Here is a 16,668-nt window from a genome sequence, read left to right as displayed (position 1 = left end):
GGGGGGCCGGAGGACATCAACGTGGTGCCTATGCGCAGCAGCCTCAACCAGGGGACTGAGGGGATGTACCCGTACAGCTACAAGAAGCTCGAGGACGACATCGCCGCCAGCCGGGGCGCCTACGAGAACATCGACATCCGGATCGAGTACGACGGCCCACCAGGGGTGGAGCCGGGGACCTCGCTGAGCGGGGTGCCCCAGGCAGGCCGGGTACCCACCGAGTTCCGTGTCTCATGGACTGATGAGCAGAGGATGAGAACGGTTCCGCGCCGTTTTGTCAATGAGTGAGAAAGGCGGCTGGTCTTGGTGAGTATGTCTCGTATGTCTGCTGAGGAGTTGATGGTTCGTGCCGAGAGCCTGCTTGCTGAGTGGCTTCCTGGTACTGGTGGTTCCCGGATTGATATTGAGATCAGTGGAATAGGGCTGGTGTCTACGCTGGGTCCTAGCAGGGTGACTCAGGACGGGGTGAGCCGGTTGGCGGAGGTTCCTGACGAGATTCTGTCCGTGGTTGGCAAGCTGCGTGATAGGCAGGCTGTGCCTGGGTGGGGTGCGTGGACGTGGTGCCGGCTGTGGATGGTGGCGGGGGAGTGGGTGCTGCACCAGGAGTGTGACTGGATGCGTGAGCCGGTGTTCGACCCTCCTGGTGGTGGGCGGCCCGGCCCGGGTGACTGTGCGCTGGAGCTGGAGCGCTACCCCAGGGATGCGGAGAACGTCCCGGACTGGATGGCTGCGGGTGTGGCGGCCAACGAGAGGCGCAAGGCTGCCAACGCGCGTCGTCGTGAGGCCAGGAGAGCCCGGAAGGAGAGGGAGCGCCAGGCAGCCCAGGCCCAGGCCGCATCCCCGTGACCGGGAAAGTTCAGGTTCGCACCGGGACCGGGTGCCACAGGCTGCATATCTTTGGACTGCCTGGCGGGAGTAGCCGTGCGCTGCTGCCCGGAACTCTGCGGATCTCTTCTGCCGGGACGTGATGAGGGCGGCCCAAGATGTGCAGAGCGCGTGCAGCAGCGGGGCTAGTGCCCCTGGGCGTGCTCGGCGTCGTCGGTGAGATAGGCCAGGGGACGGACCAGGTCGAAGGGTGTGGCAGTGTCGGTGGTAGTGAGAGTGCCGTCCAGGTCGTGGGTGGTGCCGTCAGGCAGGCTCCAGGTGGCGGTCCAGGTGGTGGTCAGGGTGATGGTGACGTCGGTGGCAGTCGTGGCGTAGGTGTGGTGGACGGTGTGGTCGGGCCAGGGGGCGCCGGGGTCGGTGGTGGTGTCCGTGGTGGCGTCCCCCCAGTCCCAGCGGTAGGAGGTGGGAGTGGCGGTGACGGTGACCTGGGTCCCGGCCACGGTGGTGGTCAGGGTCTGCGGGGCATCGCTGGTGTAGGCGATGACAGGCTTGGTGACCAGTGCCTGGGGACCGCCCGGCTGGCGGGTGAGCCCGTTGCCGGAGACCATGAGGCGCTGGACGTCGGAGACCGTCAGGGTGACCGGCTCGGGCTGGGCGACGGGGAGCTGGGGGGCTGCCTGCGGGGTGGGGTCCTTGCAGACCAGCTGGCAGGCGAGCAGCTCGGTGAGGGCGTTGGTGCACTCGGGGCCGGTGACGGACTGGGCACACCCCTGGCGGACGTTCTCCTCCAGCTGGGGCAGGATGGAGCGGTCAGGCGGGGCGGGTGCCTGGTCCCCTCCTGGGGAGCCCCCTCCCGGAGAGCCTCCACCACCCGATCCGCCCGTCGTGGTCCCGGGTGGGACCACGGTCGTGGTCGTGGAGCCGCCCACGCTCAGGCCGGAGTTGCCGGACCGGTATACGGAGATGCGGTCATCGTCCCCGGTTGCTAAAGCGGGCGGGGCCATAGCCAGGACGGTGGACAACAGGCACAGGACCAGGACGCATCCCCACCACGTCGCTGCCCTCCGGCGTCGTCCCGGCCCGGGGTTTCTGGAGGGACGGGGCGCGTGTGCGCAGGCCGGGTCCGGGATGGCGCGAGCCGGAACGGTGGGAAGCGGGACGGCTGTGTACCTCACTGGTCCTCCTCATAGACCTCGGCCTCGCCCAGGAGCCACTGGCCGTCGCGGTAGATGAGGGCAAAGGTCATCATCTTCTGCGTCTGGGCCTCGTAGACCTGCGGGTCGCTTCCGCTGCCGTCGTAGCGGTAGACGGCATCGTGGTCGAAGACGAGGTCAACGCGGGAGTAGTGGTAACCCTGCTCGGGATCGGCGTAGCCGGACTGAGTGACGTTGGTATTCCAGATTTCTTCCCACCCGCCCTGGGCGTGGAGACTGTTGGTGTTGTCGGTGACGGACTGGCAGAAGACGCAGCCGCTGTCCTCGGTGTGCTCCTGCCACAGGCTCAGGTCTCCGGTGGCACTGATGTAGGGAATGAGACTCAGCAGGTACTCGGCGGTGGCGATGGCCCCCTCGGGGGTCTGCTCGTCCATGCCTGCGGGTCGGTCCGGTGGGGGCGTCGCCAGGGCTGCTTGGCGACTGGTCTCCTGCTGCGGTGGTAGGGGAGGCAGTGAGAGTGTGGGCGAGGGCGTGGTGCTGGCTGTGGCTGGGGAGGACATCGAGGTCGGCGAGGTGGCCGCCGTCCCGTCCGCCCGGGAGCACCCGCCCAGGCCGCACGCCGTGGCGGCGAGGAGGCCGACGAGGACTCCCACGGACGCAAGGACCAGGGTGCGATGGCTGGGCGCGTGCCGCCCACATCGTCCGCACCATCCAGGGCACCGGGAGCCCGGAGTCGGGCTCGCTCCAGGTGCCCGACGCGAGTGCTGGGAGTACAGGGACATGACAGCCACCTTTGACAGAAGCGGTGGAGGGGCGTGTCCCGCCAGCCCCAACTAATGACGTGACTGGCAGAACTGGGTAAACTGTAGCGGTGCTGGCGTCCACGGTCCAGCCCTCAGTGGGTATTGTGGAGGGCGCTAGTGTCTGCGAAGGCGCGGTGGTCGGCTGCCTGCCGGGGTGGGGCCTTGGCTCCTCGTGACCCTGTGCGCAGGTCCTCTGCACGTGGGTGCCGGGGTGGGGTGCTCACGCGATCTCCAGGTTGGTCAGCACCCACTGGCCGTGCAGCGGCTCCAGTCGGGCGGCGGCGGCCCGGACCCGCTCCCCGTCCTCGATCAGGACCGTGGCCTCGCAGGCGCCGTGCAGCGTCGCCTGGGTGCGCACGGAACGGGTCCTTGGCCTGGCTCTGCGCCTGCCTGGCCCCAGGACCCGGGAGGCCAGTCCTGCGCGGCGCGACAGGGCGCGGAACAGGGCGGGGGTGGTCCATCGGGCCAGGTGGTCGACGGGGCGTGAGCCCATGAGGACCTCTGCGGCGGCGGTGACCACGGTAGCCGCGGTGCGTGCGGGGGAGGGCGGAGGCTGTTGCTGGGGCGCCCCGGTCGTGCCCGGGGTGGGGCGGCGGCGCCGGGGCGTGCGCGACACCGTCGGTACCGTGCTCGCCGCAGTACGCATAGTGGTGGTCTCCGGGGGCAGGCGGGGGCTAAAGCTGAGCAGGTCTCCCGCGCGCGTGCCCCGGGTGGTACCTGGGGGCGGGGTGCTGGCTACAGTCCCTGGGGGCCGGCCGGTGGCGGGACGTCCCGGGGTGGGGCGGGTCGGGCGCGGGTGAGTGCTGGTGCGAGGGCCGGAGGGGCCGACGGCATCGGCCTTCCTGGCGGTTGTGGCGGTGTCGGTGGCCATGGCTGCCTGCTCTCTGGTCAGTGGTGGGTGGGCCGGTCTGCTACCCGCCCGGCGCTGTCCGGGATCGGGCGAGAGCCGGAGCGGCGTCGGGGCGGTGGGGTCAAGGCTGTGGGGCTGGTCCTGCTGGGGCTAGAAGGATGAGCGGCTAGGGAGGTGAGGGGCGGGTGTCCTGTCCCTCCTGTGGTACCTGGGTCGTAGCGGTCCACTCCGGCAGTATCAGGGTGGTACCGGGGCGGAGGACTGCGGGGTCGGGGCCGATAACCTCCCGGTTGGCCTCGTAGAGCGCGGGCCAGGCGGCGGAGATGTCCTCGGCGCTGCTGCCTGCGGGGAGGCTGTGCACGGTGACGGACCACAGTGACTCCCCCGGCGTGACGGTATGGCTGCGCGGCGGCGACCCTGGTGGCTCCGCCGGCTCCTGCGGGGTGCTGCCGACCTCCTGTGGTCGGGGGTCGGTGGGCTCCGCAGGACCTGGCTCCGGAGTGGTGGAAGCGGGGGTCTCCTGGGTCGCGGAGGATGCGGGCCTCCAGCCCAGGTCGTTCGGTGGCGGGTCGGGCTCGGCGGCCAGGGCGGGCGCTGTGCTGAGGCCTGCCACCACCGCGCCCACAGCGACTCGTCTGACAAGGGGCGCGCCCCAGCGCTGAAGAAGCCGCGACGCTACGTCGCTGGCGGGGTGCCCTCGCCCCCCGGCGCCCGGCAGGGCCGCCAGAGCCGCTGCTGCCGACACGGCGTGCCACAGCGCCCCGGCTGCTCCGGCCCCGCTGGCAAGAGCGACGACGGCGCTGGTGAGCTGGCTGCCTCCCCACAGGGAGAGAGGAGTCTCTTCCAGGGTGCGTACAGAGCTGAGTAGTGCCACGCATAGGGCTGCTGTCAGCGCTGCGGACGCTACCGCCAGGACCGTCAGACCGGTTCGTTGAGTCATGGCACCTCTCTAGGTCATTAGATGATGTTTGATGATGTTAGATATACATCGCTGCGACTGGCCTGTCAATAACCTGTGTGTGAGGTGCGCTCGTGGTGGAGTAGCTGGTGGGGAGATCTGGTGGGATTGCGGTGTGTGCCGTTACCTGCCGGGCGCGACCGCCTGTGGTGGGCTTGGGGTGTGGACTGGGAGTCGATGCTGGCTGACCTGGAGAGCCGCTTTGAGGCGGAGAGGCGCACTGAGCTGGCTGTCCACAGTGCCGAGCTGGCGGAGGCGGAGACGGCGGCTGTTACTGCTGCCGACCGGCTCCGAGGCGCGGTGGGCAGGGCTGTGCGCCTGCGCACCCGTAGCGGCCTGCCTGTGGACGGCGTCGTGCGCCGGGCCGGTTCCGCCTATGCCGTGGTAGACGAGGGGCAGGGGCTCCAGGCAGTGGTGCCCGTGGACGGGCTGGCCACGATGGCTCCCCTGCCCCGGCCCGCGCCTCCTGAGGTCCGGCGACTGCCCACCCTGGGCTCCCTACTGCGCGAGATCGCCCGGCGTGGTGTCCGGGTGCGCCTGTACACCAGCGCCGGGGAGGTGGTTGGTCGGCTGGTGCGCGTGGGTGCCGACCACGTCGATGTCGCCCTCGACCCGGAGGGGGCTGGGCGGCCGGGGTACGCTGCGGGAGCGCTCGTCACCACCGTCATGCTCTCGGCCGTGGAGATCCTCCGCAGCCGTTGACGGCTCTTGCGGCTCTGTGCTCGCGCGGTACCCATGAGGTCCTGCCCGTACGTCATGAGTCTGGTCGCCCTGGTGCCGGTGGTGGTGTGGAGTCTGTGCAGGTGGGCTTGGCTCTGCCGTTCTCCTGGCTGTGCCGTCCCGGCAGTTAGTCGACTGGTCTCCTGGCGCGCTTGGTCATATGGGATCTATCACGTCTTTGGGTGTGGGGTGCAGGGTGTGTTCGGGCGGTTCCATCTTGGCGAGATCTGCGGGAAGTGGGCTGGTGCCGATCACGCTGGAAAGGAACTTGTTGATCTGAGCCAAATCTGTGCCATCCTGGCTGTCCTGCGCCCTCGCCTGTCTGGCGATGGTGGCTATGTCGTCTGGTGCGCTGAGGGGGACGGAATCCGCGCCATCCTGTCTCGCCCCGGGTGCGTGAGCCTGGCGTCGCAGGACCAGGCCGACCCTACCGCCGTCGGTGTCTCGTCCCGGGTGCGTGAGCCTGGCTGGCGCTGATCACCCTGAGCGCGACGATTTCCACCTGCGCGCAAATCGCGCTAAATAGGCTCGCGCTGCTCCACCGTACCTGGAACAGCTGCTACAGATACATACGAGGGCGATGCATACGCGGGCCTTGGGTGGGAGGTTTGGCGGGAGGTTGGGCGAGGCCCTCCTGGGCGTAGCAGCGGAACTTGACCGCCTCACGGTTCTGCGTGGCGATGGTGTCCTGATGGGTCCCAGGCGGTCGACGATTGCTGTCGAAATATTGGCGAGTGCTGCCTGGTGCCAGCGTCCGGCGACTACAGCGTTCGACGACTACAGCGTCCGGCGAGTACTGCGTGTGCACCGTGCCTGGGGTGGTGCTGACCCGTGCCGGGCGGCCTGGGCGGCGAAGGTGGTGGGTGGTTCCGGCGGGTGCTGGGGGCCAGGTGCGTGGGCGCCTGGCACTGGGCGCGCCAGGTGCAGGTTCCGCGCCCGGGCGGTCAGGGTGGGATTCAGGAGTGGGAGTCGGGAGCAGGAGGTGGTCAGGCCCTCTGGTCCGCGTCCTCGTCCTCGCTGAGTGTCCCTGCGGCGACCATGGCGCGGGTGGAGGCCAGCTGGCGCTGGATGTAGTCCTCCAGGGCCTGGTCCTCGATCCGCCACAGCCTGCGCGCTCCTACCTGGATGGCGGGCAGGTCGCCGGAGCGGATGAGGGCGCGCACTCCCTGGGCGGAGAGCTGGAGCTGCTCGGCGACGTCGGCGATGGTGAGGAAGCGTGCGCTCATGAAGTGATGATCTCACTCTCGCGCCCAGGACGCCATCATCGAATAGTTCTGTGGATAACCTTGCTTTATTGGCGTGTGTCGAGGATGATCTTACGCGACCAAGGAGGATGCCATGACGCCGCCCCGCCCTCAGTCCCACCATGTACCCCACCGCGCGGGCACCCAGCGCCGCGCCCCCGACAGCCCCTGGCGCCGTCCTGCCTGGAAGGACCCGCGGCTCTCCGGCGGCATCGCCCTCATCGGTGCCGCTGTCGCCCTGGGAGCCTGGGCGGTTGACGCGGCGGCAGACACCACGCAGGTATACGTCCTCAGCCAGGACGTGCCTCCGGGTACCGACCTGGAGGTGGAGGGGGTGCTCACCACCGTGGCGGCCCACCCGGGGACCCAGGCCTACGTCGAGGTCGGTGACCTGCCCCAGGGCGCGGTGGCCACGCGCTCCCTCAGCCGCGGCGAGCTGCTGCCACGCCAGGCCGTGGGCTCCAGTGAGGACCTGGAGCTGCGTCGGGTGGTCCTGGAGGTGGCCACGCCCCTGACCACGGGCACGGGACCCGGCGACGAGGTGGATCTGTGGCTCCTGCCGGACGACACCCGGGGGCAGTCCGCCTCCCAGGAGTCCCAGGAGGAGCAGTCGGCCCAGGCAGAGGAGGTCGCCACAGGCCTGGTGGTCGTCGAGGTCACCGAGGCCTCGGCAGCCATGGTCGGGCTGCCCGGTACCAGCGTGGAGGTGGCCGTTCCCGACTCTGTGCTGGCCTCGGTACTGACCTCGGTGGGCCAGGGCAGGTCACTGGCCCTGGTTCCAGCGGGCCAGGAGCCGGTGCGGTGAGCACGCCGCGCGCCGGCGTCCTCCTGGCCCTCAGTGGTGAGGACGCTGAGATCGTGCGGGCGCTGGACCAGGCGGGCAGCGGGCTGAGCGTGGTGCGCCGCTGCGCCGACCTGCCCGAGCTGCTGTCGGCGGGCATGGCAGGGCTGGCCTCCCTCGTCGTCCTGGACACCGGCTTCGAGGAGATCGACCGCACCGTCCTCGACAGGCTGGGCCGGGCAGGCCTGAGCGGCCTCCTGCTGGTCGAGCCGGGTGAGCAGGAGCGCTGGCGCAGCGTGGGCTGGCTCGTGGAGCGCCGTGACGCCCCCGCTACACAGGTGCGTGGCCTGCTCCAGGACCTGGCCCGCTCACGTGCCGGGCAGCCCGAGCAGCCTGGCCGAGCTGAGCAGCCTGGCCAGGCTGGTCAGCTCCAGGACCACTGGCCTGCACAGGCGGGCGAGGCGGTGCAGGGGGCTGGAGCGCCTCTCGTCGCGGGTTCCTCGTCCACCCCCGGCTCCCGGCTCTCGTCCCTGCCACCGGGGCTGCACTCGCCCGCACCCGCCCCGGGAGGACCTGGAGCCGCGTCGGGCGTCCCGGAGGAGGTCCCCTGGTCACCGCAGGCGCCCGCGGCGGGGTCGGGCGGTGAGGGGGTGCCTCCCGGTGAGGCCCTGGGCAGGCTCGCTGTCGTATGGGGGACCCACGGCGCCCCCGGGCGCTCCACGGTGGCGGCCTCCCTGGCGCACGGGCTGGCCAGCGCCGGAGGAGCAGTCCTTGCCGACGCCGACGTGGAGGCCCCCTGCCTGGTCCAGCTCCTGGGCATGCCAGACGACTCCTCGGCGCTGGCAGGTGCTGCCCGCCTGGCCACCCACGGCAGGCTGGACGCAGAGTCCTTCAGCAGGTTCCTGGCGTCGGCGGGCACCAACCTCCACCTTCTGGCCGGGCTGGGTCGTGCCGGGCGGTGGCGTGAGCTGCCTGCGGCCTCCATGACCGAGGTGTGGCTCCAGTGCCGCCGGGCCGCCGCCTGGACCGTGGTAGACGTGTCCGGCGGTCCCCTTGAGGACGAGACCGACGGCTTCACCTTCGAGCCGGGGCGCTCGGCGGTCGCCTGCGACCTTGTGTCGGCGGCCGACGTCGTGGTCGTCGTGGGGGCGGCCGACCCGGTCGGGGTCAGGCGGCTCGTCCAGCTCCTGGCCGACCTGGACACCGTCACCACCACGGGGACCAGGACGGAGGTCGTGGTCAACCGGGTCCGGGCCTCCGCCGCCGGACCCGCTCCTCACCGGGCTGTTCGTGAGGCTGTGGAGCGCTACGGGGGCGTGAGCCGGGTCGTGCTGCTCCCTGAGGACGCGGCCGCTGCTGACAGGGCGTTGCTTGAGGGGCGCAGCGTCCTGGACGCCGCCCCCACCAGTGCCCTGGGACGGGCGTTAGCCGATTTGGTGGACCGGGTAGACCCGCGTGCGGGCGCAGCCGCTCGTGCGCGGGGGCAGTCGCAGGGCCGGGGGCCGCGCAGGCTGTGGGCAGCGCTGCGAGCCCGGCAGGGGCAGGTGCCGGGGTGGCAGAGGACCCGCCAGGAGCCACGAGCGCGGGCACGACGACGACCCGCAGCGATGGTGAGCCAGTGGGAGGCACCTCCTCCTGATCCGACAAGCCCGCCGGAGCCGACAAGCCCTCTTGGGCCACCACACCCGCCTGAGCCGCCGCCACCACCCCTCCAGCCGGGACCGCCGCCTCCGCCCCCGCCTGAGCCGCCCGGGACGCTGCCGGTGGCCGAGGACCTCTCCGGGTCCTCAGGGCCACCCGGCGGGCAGCTGGTCAGGGATGCGCAGGCCTCCCTGGAGCGTCGTCGAGGACGCCACCGCCGCTGACGGTACCGTTCCCGGCCCGGTACCCCCTCAGGCACACTAGGGGCATGCGTGTCTTCCTTCCCGCCACCGCGACGGACCTGCGGGCCGAGTCTCTCAGCCCCCGCCTGGCCCACGCCGCCACCCCCACCCTGGCCCGGGCACTGCCGGAGGAGGACCAGGAGGGCCTGGAGGTCGCAGCCTCCCTGTGCGCGGCGGACGCCTCCCTGCTCCTGCTGGCCCAGCCCGGTGCGGCCCGCCACGCAGACCGGCGCGTGGTCATTGCCGCCGACGCCGCCGACGATACTGTGCGCGAGCTGGACCCCGGCCAGGACGTGCTCCCGGGGACGGTGGAGGTCACGGTCGCGGTCGACTGGCAGGACGTGGCCGCGATCTTTGTCGACGACGCCCAGGCGCAGGCTGACGTGCGGGCCGCTCGACACGGTGACGAGGAGGCCTTTGAGCGCGCCGCGCAGGCGGACCTCCTGTGGTACGACGTCACCGAGCGCGACCACCTGGCTGACGACCTCGGTGCCTGAGCGCGTAGGTGCCACCTGGCGGGCTGCCTCACCGACCTCACCGCACGACTCTCAGCGTGGACCCGCCGGAGGGCGAGCGGCGCACCTGAACCTGGTCGGCGACCTGGTGGCGCAGCTCCTCGACATGGGAGACGATGCCCACGGTCCTGCCCCCGGCGCGCAGACGCTCCACCTGGGCCATGACAGCCTGGAGCGTCTCCGGGTCCAGGCTGCCGAAGCCCTCGTCGATGAACAGCGTGTCCAGGGTGGTACCCCCTGACTCTGCGGCGACGACGTCGGCCAGTGCCAGCGCCAGGGCCAGGGAGACGTAGAACGTCTCCCCGCCCGACAGAGTCCGAGGGTCGCGACGGTGCTCGCCCGCCAGGTGGTCGGTGACAGCCAGCCCCAGCCCCCTGCGGCGGGAGCGCGAGCCGGTCTCCTCCGCGACCCGGACCAGCTCGTAGCGGCCGGAGGACATCTGTGCCAGCCGCTCGTTAGCGAAGACGAGGACTTCCTCGAAGCGGGTCTGGAGCACCCAGGTGGCCAGCGGGGTTGCCTGGGGGTTGTCCCCCCTGGCCAGCCTGGCGACCTGGCGCAGGGGGGCGTGATGGCGCAGCGCCTCCTGGTAGGCGCGGGCCGCGGACTCCACCCCCTGGCAGCCGCGCTCCAGGTGGGCGCGGGCCTCCTGCCTCCTGGCGTGGTGGTCTGCAGCCTCCTGGTGGCGGGCCTGCGCGAGCCGGAGGAGCCGACCGGCCTCCTGCGGGTCGGCCTCCTCGGCACCGGTGAGGGTGGCGACCTGCGGGTCAGCCAGCCCCGCCCTCACACGCTCCCGCTGCGCGTGAGCGTCACGCACCCTGGTGGCCAGGGCCTGGCGGGCACCGGGGTCCAGGAGGGCCAGCCGGACCTCCTGGGTGGTGGTAAAGCCCTCCTCCTCCAGGGCCTCCACCAGCTCCTCACCAGCCTGCGCGGCTGTCTCCAGCGCGGCCTGCGCCTGCCTGACCGTCAGGGAGGCGGTCTCCGCGGCCTCGGCCTGCGCCAGAACGGCTGCGGCCCTGGCCGCCACGCTCGGCCAGGAGCCGCGGGCCTGCTCGTAGGAGCTCCTGTCCTGCTCCAGCTGGCTGCGGTCGGCCTCCAGCCTGCTGCGTGAGGCGGTCAGGGCGGTGCGCGCACGGTCGTGCTCGCTGCGCAGGCGCTGGCTGGCGGCGTCGAAGTCGGCCAGGCGCGACGCGGCGACCTGGGCCTGGCCTGCCAGGACACGGGCCTCCTCCAGGGCCTGGCGGGCCTCCTCCAGGCGGGTCTGCGCCTCCTGCAGGCTCAGGCCCGCCGTGGCCTGGCGGGTCTCCTCCAGACGGTCCTGGCAGGTCCTGACCAGCTGACGGGCCTCCACCAGGTTGCTGTCCGCCTGGTCCTGGTAGGCCTCGGCCTCCTCGACCTGCTCGCGCGTGGTGCCCTGGTCAGCACCTGGCGCGGGGTCCGGGTGGTCCAGGGAGCCACAGACCGGGCAGGGGGTGTCCTGCCTGAGCTCGGCCGCCAGCGCCCCCGCAGCCGAGGCGATCCACCGCACCCGGGTGTCCTGGACCCGGGCGGCGGCCTGCAGGGCCGCCTGGCTCGCCGTGGCCAGGGCCTGGTTGTGGTGGTCCAGCCGGGCCTCCAGCCGAGGGAGGTCGCTCACCGCCTGGTACTGCTCCTGGCACAGGCTGTAGCGGTGCTCCAGCTCAGTGAGGCGGCTGCGGGCGTCGCGGGTGGCCTCAAGATCCTCGACCAGGGCTGAGCGCTGCTCCGGGTGACCGGCCAGGGCCTTGGCCTGGTCGGTGAGCTCGCGCTCCTGGCGGGCAAGGTCGTGGCAGCGCTCCTGGAGGTCCAGCTCGCGTGCCGTGAGGTCGGCCTCCTGGGCGGCCAGCGCCTCCAGGTGACCGTGCTCCTGGCGCAGCCGGTGGGCACGCCGGTCCACGGCCCGGGTGCTCAGGGCGGTCTCCTCCGGGCCGGTGCCGGTGCTTGCGGGGGCTGAGGTGCTCAGCGCGCGGAGGCGACGTCGTGCCTCGCGGCGCACGGGTTCCAGGAGGGCGTCCAGCGTCTCCCCTCCGGCCTCCTCCACGGCCCCCGCCGGTATCTCCTCCACGGCCTCCACGGCCTTGCCCGGGCTGGGGGCCTGACCCGTGCCGGGCTGCGCCCCCGCCTCCTCCAGGGCGCTGACGGCGGTGGAGGCCCTGGCTCGGGCGGCCTCGGTCGAGCGCAGCACCGCGACGACGCGGTCAGCCCTGGCAGCGTCCTCCAGATGCCTGGCAGCCTCCGCGTCCTGGTCGGCACGCTCGTCAAGGGCCTGCTGGTCGGCCAGGAGGGCACGGCGGCGCTCCAGACGCTCGTGGAGGCTGCGCGCCTCCTCGTACCTGTGCTGGGCCTGCTGCAGCTCCTCCTGGGCCGTCTGCGCCGTGCTTGCGGCCAGGTCGACCACCTGGAGGGACAGCGTGCGCAGCCTGGCGGTCACGTGGCACAGTGCCTCAGGATCGGGCTCGGCCGCGGCGAGCGCGGCCTCCAGCTCCTCCGCCAGCGCACCGGCCCAGGCTGCGTGGGCTGCCGGAGGCTCGGGCGCAGCCTCCCCGGTGGTGGGGGCTGCGGCTGGGCAGGTCCCGGCTGTCGACGCCTCCGCCGGCCCTTGTGCTGATCCCTGGTCTGCTGATCCCTGTGTCGGCTGCGGAGCCTGCGGGGTACTGAGGAGTGGCTCCAGCCCCAGGGCTAGCGTGCGGCCCTGGGCCCGCAGGGCGGTGGCAGCCTCCTCCACCGCCCTGGTCCCCGCCCTGGAGGCCTCAGCCAGATGGGACTGGAGGGAGTCGTACACGCCGGTGCCGAAGACGTCCTGGAGAAGCTCCTGGCGCTGCGAGGAGTCGGCACGCAGGAATCGGGCGAACTTTCCCTGCGGCAGGACGACGGTCTGGGTCAGCTGCTCCCGGCTCAGTCCCACGACACGCCTGATCTCCGCGTCTGCCTCGCCGACACGGGTCACGGGCTCCTCCACGGGCTGGCCCTGTGGGTGGGCGAGGCGCCACAGCCTGACTGTCCCGTGCTCGGTGGTGGTGCCCTGCCCCCGCTTCTTGGGCCGCTCGTAGCCGGGGGTACGACGTATGCGGTACACGCCTGCGGTGGTGGAGATGACGAGCTCGACGGCGCTGCCCGCCTGCGGGGGCAGGAGGGTGGAGCGTATCCGCTGCCTGGAGGAGTCGGAGGTGTCCGCCACGTCACCGTAGAGGGCGAAGACGATGGCGTCGATGACAGTGGACTTGCCCGAGCCCGTGGGACCGGTCAGCAGGAAGCGCCCCGAGTCGCTGAAGGCGTCAAAGTCGATGGTCTCGGTACCTGCGTAGGGTCCGATCCCGGTCATGGTCAGGTGGTGGATCCTCACGAGCCGCTCCGCTGCTGGGCCAGGACGGCCTCGTAGGCGTGCCACACGGCGGAGCGCTCGGCCGGGTCCGGGGGGCGGCCGCCTACGTCGGTGAGAAATCTGGTGGCCACCTCCACAGGGTCTGCGGCGGCGGTGACACCCACCTGCTCTCGCAGCCCGGGTGCGGGAGCCTCGTGGTGGAAGGCCAGCAGCCCGGGGAAGCGGGTCCGCAGGGTCGCCAGGGCGCCGGGCGGGCGCTCCCCCCGCAGAACGACGCGCACCCACGAGTCCGTCCCGGTGGCGTCCTGGGTGGCGGGGGAGAGGAGCTCGTCCATCGTGCCCTCCACGGTGCGGACGTGGTGGCGGACCGGGACGGGGACGCGCTCCAGGGCGGTGACACCGCGCGGGCCGACGTCGAGCAGCACCGAGGACTTGGCGGCGTCGGCCTCCTCAAAGGACAGGGCCAGCGGGGAGCCGGGGTAGACCAGGCGCGGTCCCGGCCCCGCCTCCCCGGGGGAGGGAGATACCTCCTGGGGGCGGTGCAGGTGCCCCAGGGCCACGTAGTCGATGCCGCCGCAGGCCTGGGCCAGCGGCGAGCCGCCTGCAGTGGTGAAGACCTGCGCGGGTACTGCGTCCACGCCCCCCACCCGGATGTCCCGCTCGGACTCGCTGGCCCGGCCGCCCACGACGAAGGTGTGGGCCATGACCAGGCTGGGCAGACGCCGCGAGCGGGCCGAACGCGTGCGCTCCAGGTCGGCTGCGACCAGGCGAAGCGCGGCGCTGACGACGGCCTCGTGGGAGCGGGGCAGGAGCGGGGGGCCGTCGGCAGCCGCTGCGGTGTCCCGACCACTTCCCTCCTCAGGACTGGCCTGGCCCGGCTCCTGGGAGGGGCCACGGGCGTCCTGCCTGCCCGGGCGCTCGCCCAGGAGCTCAGCCAGCACAGGCGGCAGTGACTGCCGGGCGGCGTCGGGGTCCAGGTAGGGCAGGGCGTGCACCACTGCCGCCTCGTGGCCCTGCGCGTCGGGCAGGACGACGCCGCGGCCCACGTCCGTGGCACGGGCACGGATAAGGAGGTGGTCGGTCATGAGGTCGGCGGCGAAGCCCAGGCGACGGGCCGAGTCGTGGTTGCCGGGTATGAGGACGACCCGGGTGATCTCGGTCAGGCGACGCAGCGCCTCATCCAGGAGGCTGACGGCGGCTGCGGGCGGCAGGGCGCGGTCGTAGACGTCCCCGGCCACGAGCACGGCGTCCACGAGCTCCTCTCGCGCCAGCGTCACCAGGTGGTCGATGAAGGCGGCGTGGTCGTCGTCAAGCACCTGGCCGTGGAAGCTGCGCCCCAGGTGCCAGTCCGAGGTGTGGAGGATCCGCATGACGGCACCCTCTCACAGGGTGCCGACACCAGTGGGCAGCGCGCGGGGGCCGGGCAGGAGGGGCGTGCCGCCCCGGGGCAGGTTCGACCCGTAGGCGGCCTGGTGCGAGGCGTCCTGCGGACAGGCCTGTGGGGTCAGGCCTGTCAGGCGGCGACGACGCCGGTGCCCACCAGGACCATGATGACCGCCCCGAGGGCCACGCGGTAGATGATGAAGGAAGTGAACTTGTTGGAGGAGACGAACTTCAGCAGCCAGGCGATAGTGGCGTAGGCCACCACGCCGGACACGAGCGTGGCAATGAGGGTGGCGCTCCACCCGATGCTGGAGTGGCCGATCTCGCCCGCTGCCGTCACCGCCTCCAGCAGCCCGGCGGCCACCAGGGCAGGTATCCCCATGAAGAAGGACAGCCTCGTAGCCGTCACCCGGTCAAAGCCCAGCAGCAGGCCTGCCGAGATGGTCGCGCCCGAGCGGGAGATACCGGGGAAGACGGGAGCCAGGGCCTGGAAGACGCCGATGGTCAGGGCGTCTCGGATGCCCACCTGCCGCATCCCCTTGCTGAGGTTCCTCTGCCGGTCCGCCAGCCACATGACGCCTGACCAGACGATGAGTGCCCCGGCGATGATCCACAGGGAGCGGGCCGTGACCTCGATAAAGGGCCGCAGGACCAGGCCCGCCACCGCAACGGGAAGCGTGCCCAGGATGATTCCCCATCCCAGCGTGTAGTCGGGGTTGCTGCGGGCGCTGCTGTCCCTCAGGCCCTGCAGCCAGGCCGCCACGATTCGCACGATGTCGTCCCAGAAGTAGATGATCGCGGCGATAATTGCGCCGATCTGGATGACCGCCGTGAAGGCGGTCATTCCTACCGAGTCAATGTCGTATCCGAGAAGCCGCTCCACAATATTGAGGTGGCCGGTGGAGGATACCGGAAGGAACTCGGTGACACCCTCGACGATGCCGAGGATGATGGCGTGCAGCCAGTTCACGGGGACTCCCTGGGTCAGTTGGGTTGGTTGTATGGCAGAGGCAGGCTACCGGGAGAGCCGTAGCTGCCCTATCCTCCTGGATGTGGATCCCACCTCAGCCGGTCCCCCGTCAGCAGGCCCCGGCCAGTCGACAGGCAGGTGGTCGGCGGCTGGCCGGCAGGCCGTCGGTCAGCTCGTCAGTCGGTCAGCGTGCCCAGGTACTGCGTGGCAGCCGGGTGCAGAAGCGTGTTGGAGGCCAGGGCGCTGCCCCCGAAGGGGCCGGCCTGCCCCTCCAGCGAGGTGAAGGTGCCCCCGGCCTCGGTGACGATCGGGACCAGGGCGGCCATGTCGTAGAGCTCCAGCTCCGGCTCGGCGGCCAGGTCCACTGCTCCCTCGGCCAGCAGCATGTAGGACCAGAAGTCCCCGTAGGCGCGGCTGCGCCAGCAGGACTGGATAAGCGCCAGCATGCCACGCAGGCGCCCGGTGCCGGCCCACCCGGACAGGGAGGAGTAGGACAGGGAGGCGTCCGTGAGCTCGGCGACCCGCGAGACCTGGAGACGGCGCGCCGAGCTCAGGGACCGGCCGGTCCAGGCGCCCCCGTCCGTCGTGGCCCACCAGCGTCGGCCCAGTGCCGGCGCCGACACCAGTCCGACGACGACCTGTCCCTCCTCCACCAGCGCGATCAGCGTGGCCCACACCGGTACCCCGCGCACAAAGTTCTTGGTCCCGTCGATCGGGTCCACCACCCACTGGCGCGCCGTACTGCCGGTACTGCCCGTGGTCGGCATCTCCTCGCCCAGGACCGAGTCGCGCCCGCGGGCACGTGACAGCCGTTCGCGGATGGCGCGCTCCGCCTCGCGGTCGGCCTCGGTCACCGGGGTCAGGTCGGGTTTTGTCTCGACGGTGAAATCACGAGCATCGAAGCGTGCCTGGGTCAGCCGGTCCACCTGGTCGGTGATCGTGTGAGCCAGGCGCAGGTCGTCACGCCAGCGGCGCCTGGTCTCCGGGGACGCGGGACGTGAGGTGGCGGAGGTCTCGCTCATGACACCACGGTAGCGGCTCAGCGGACGCTCGCCAGGGTCCTCGCTGGTGCTCGTCGGCTCGTGGCGTGATGTCGCGGGCGTCGGCGCGGGCTGTTTGCAGGCCCTCCACTATTTGTGAATACCCGCAAACTATTGTTGTCTGGCTCGTTGTTTAAGACGGGGCTGTCGGGTGGTGCAGCGGCACGGAAAGTGTCGTGTCCACGATAACGTGTGCGTAAGAGCG

General features: G+C 71.5%; 15 protein-coding genes. 6 read left to right on the top strand and 9 right to left on the bottom strand.

What is annotated here, in order from left to right; translation table 11 throughout:
- Together D4740_RS05465 and D4740_RS13240 are read left to right on the top strand one after the other, a co-directional pair.
- The coding region (locus tag D4740_RS05465) for a hypothetical protein (protein ID WP_119835904.1) at window positions 1-288 on the top strand (288 nt) is incomplete at its 5' end.
- A gap of 18 nt (window positions 289-306) precedes the next feature.
- Window positions 307-846, top strand: a complete 540-nt coding sequence (locus D4740_RS13240) for a hypothetical protein (RefSeq protein ID WP_259390673.1) — start codon at window positions 307-309, stop codon at window positions 844-846.
- Between the two features lie 164 nt (window positions 847-1,010).
- On the opposite strand, the gene D4740_RS13235 is transcribed toward D4740_RS13240, so the two are convergent.
- The 4 genes from D4740_RS13235 to D4740_RS05440 all read right to left on the bottom strand — a co-directional run bounded on the left by D4740_RS13235 (window position 1,011) and on the right by D4740_RS05440 (window position 4,572).
- Window positions 1,011-2,000, bottom strand: a complete 990-nt coding sequence (locus D4740_RS13235) for a zinc transporter (protein ID WP_259390672.1) — start codon at window positions 1,998-2,000, stop codon at window positions 1,011-1,013.
- Window positions 1,997-2,632 (bottom strand): DUF6318 family protein, encoded by a 636-nt coding sequence (locus D4740_RS05450; protein ID WP_120203843.1) that lies wholly within the window; start codon window positions 2,630-2,632, stop codon window positions 1,997-1,999. Before D4740_RS05450 ends, D4740_RS13235 begins: the two co-directional genes overlap by 4 nt.
- Before the next feature lie 370 nt (window positions 2,633-3,002).
- Window positions 3,003-3,653 (bottom strand): Rv3235 family protein, encoded by a 651-nt coding sequence (locus tag D4740_RS13010; RefSeq protein ID WP_220475016.1) that lies wholly within the window; start codon window positions 3,651-3,653, stop codon window positions 3,003-3,005.
- A gap of 145 nt (window positions 3,654-3,798) precedes the next feature.
- The gene (locus D4740_RS05440) at window positions 3,799-4,572 is read right to left on the bottom strand and encodes a LysM peptidoglycan-binding domain-containing protein (protein WP_119835902.1); all 774 of its coding nucleotides are present in this window, start codon (window positions 4,570-4,572) and stop codon (window positions 3,799-3,801) included.
- 135 nt (window positions 4,573-4,707) lie between these two features.
- Here D4740_RS05440 and D4740_RS05435 point away from each other — a divergent pair, with 135 nt between their 5' ends.
- Window positions 4,708-5,292 (top strand): Fis family transcriptional regulator, encoded by a 585-nt coding sequence (locus tag D4740_RS05435; RefSeq protein ID WP_259390671.1) that lies wholly within the window; start codon window positions 4,708-4,710, stop codon window positions 5,290-5,292.
- Between the two features lie 1,004 nt (window positions 5,293-6,296).
- Here the strand turns inward: D4740_RS05435 and D4740_RS05430 are convergent.
- Window positions 6,297-6,536 carry a helix-turn-helix domain-containing protein gene (locus D4740_RS05430; RefSeq protein ID WP_119835900.1) on the bottom strand — a complete coding sequence of 80 codons (240 nt, stop codon included), beginning with the start codon at window positions 6,534-6,536 and terminating at the stop codon, window positions 6,297-6,299.
- Window positions 6,537-6,648: 112 nt separating this feature from the next.
- On the opposite strand from D4740_RS05430, the gene D4740_RS05425 reads away from it, so the two are divergent.
- From D4740_RS05425 to D4740_RS05415, 3 genes are read left to right on the top strand one after another with little or no spacing between them, the layout of a single operon-like run.
- Window positions 6,649-7,359, top strand: a complete 711-nt coding sequence (locus tag D4740_RS05425) for a hypothetical protein (protein ID WP_259390670.1) — start codon at window positions 6,649-6,651, stop codon at window positions 7,357-7,359.
- The gene (locus D4740_RS05420; protein WP_220475015.1) at window positions 7,356-9,200 is read left to right on the top strand and encodes a hypothetical protein; all 1,845 of its coding nucleotides are present in this window, start codon (window positions 7,356-7,358) and stop codon (window positions 9,198-9,200) included. The genes D4740_RS05425 and D4740_RS05420 overlap by 4 nt, the downstream gene beginning before the upstream one ends.
- A gap of 44 nt (window positions 9,201-9,244) precedes the next feature.
- Window positions 9,245-9,715, top strand: a complete 471-nt coding sequence (locus D4740_RS05415) for a DUF6912 family protein (RefSeq protein WP_119835899.1) — start codon at window positions 9,245-9,247, stop codon at window positions 9,713-9,715.
- 37 nt (window positions 9,716-9,752) lie between these two features.
- Here D4740_RS05415 and D4740_RS13440 read toward each other — a convergent pair whose 3' ends face one another.
- The 4 genes from D4740_RS13440 to D4740_RS05395 form a co-directional block, all read right to left on the bottom strand.
- Window positions 9,753-13,091 carry an AAA family ATPase gene (locus D4740_RS13440; protein WP_119835898.1) on the bottom strand — a complete coding sequence of 1,113 codons (3,339 nt, stop codon included), beginning with the start codon at window positions 13,089-13,091 and terminating at the stop codon, window positions 9,753-9,755.
- Window positions 13,088-14,440, bottom strand: a complete 1,353-nt coding sequence (locus tag D4740_RS05405) for an exonuclease subunit SbcD (RefSeq protein ID WP_119835897.1) — start codon at window positions 14,438-14,440, stop codon at window positions 13,088-13,090. The genes D4740_RS13440 and D4740_RS05405 overlap by 4 nt, the downstream gene beginning before the upstream one ends.
- 143 nt (window positions 14,441-14,583) lie before the next feature.
- The gene (locus D4740_RS05400; protein ID WP_119835896.1) at window positions 14,584-15,423 is read right to left on the bottom strand and encodes an undecaprenyl-diphosphate phosphatase; all 840 of its coding nucleotides are present in this window, start codon (window positions 15,421-15,423) and stop codon (window positions 14,584-14,586) included.
- 176 nt (window positions 15,424-15,599) lie between these two features.
- Window positions 15,600-16,445, bottom strand: a complete 846-nt coding sequence (locus tag D4740_RS05395) for an inositol monophosphatase family protein (protein ID WP_119835895.1) — start codon at window positions 16,443-16,445, stop codon at window positions 15,600-15,602.
- Between the last annotated feature and the right edge of the window lie 223 nt (window positions 16,446-16,668).

Source organism: Actinomyces sp. 2119, assembly GCF_003591215.1.
GTDB lineage: Bacteria > Actinomycetota > Actinomycetes > Actinomycetales > Actinomycetaceae > Actinomyces > Actinomyces lilanjuaniae.
The sequence above is the reverse complement of the archived record's forward strand: the minus strand, read 5'-3'. Positions and strand labels throughout refer to the sequence as shown.

What these genes read in the sequence shown, in the direction of transcription:
- D4740_RS13010 (WP_220475016.1), bottom strand. Translation starts at nt 3,653, where the DNA reads ATGGCCACCGACACCGCCACAACCGCCAGGAAGGCCGATGCCGTCGGC.
- D4740_RS05440 (WP_119835902.1), bottom strand. Translation starts at nt 4,572, where the DNA reads ATGACTCAACGAACCGGTCTGACGGTCCTGGCGGTAGCGTCCGCAGCG.
- D4740_RS05430 (WP_119835900.1), bottom strand. Translation starts at nt 6,536, where the DNA reads ATGAGCGCACGCTTCCTCACCATCGCCGACGTCGCCGAGCAGCTCCAG.
- D4740_RS05425 (WP_259390670.1), top strand. Translation starts at nt 6,649, where the DNA reads ATGACGCCGCCCCGCCCTCAGTCCCACCATGTACCCCACCGCGCGGGC.
- D4740_RS05415 (WP_119835899.1), top strand. Translation starts at nt 9,245, where the DNA reads ATGCGTGTCTTCCTTCCCGCCACCGCGACGGACCTGCGGGCCGAGTCT.
- D4740_RS05405 (WP_119835897.1), bottom strand. Translation starts at nt 14,440, where the DNA reads ATGCGGATCCTCCACACCTCGGACTGGCACCTGGGGCGCAGCTTCCAC.
- D4740_RS05395 (WP_119835895.1), bottom strand. Translation starts at nt 16,445, where the DNA reads ATGAGCGAGACCTCCGCCACCTCACGTCCCGCGTCCCCGGAGACCAGG.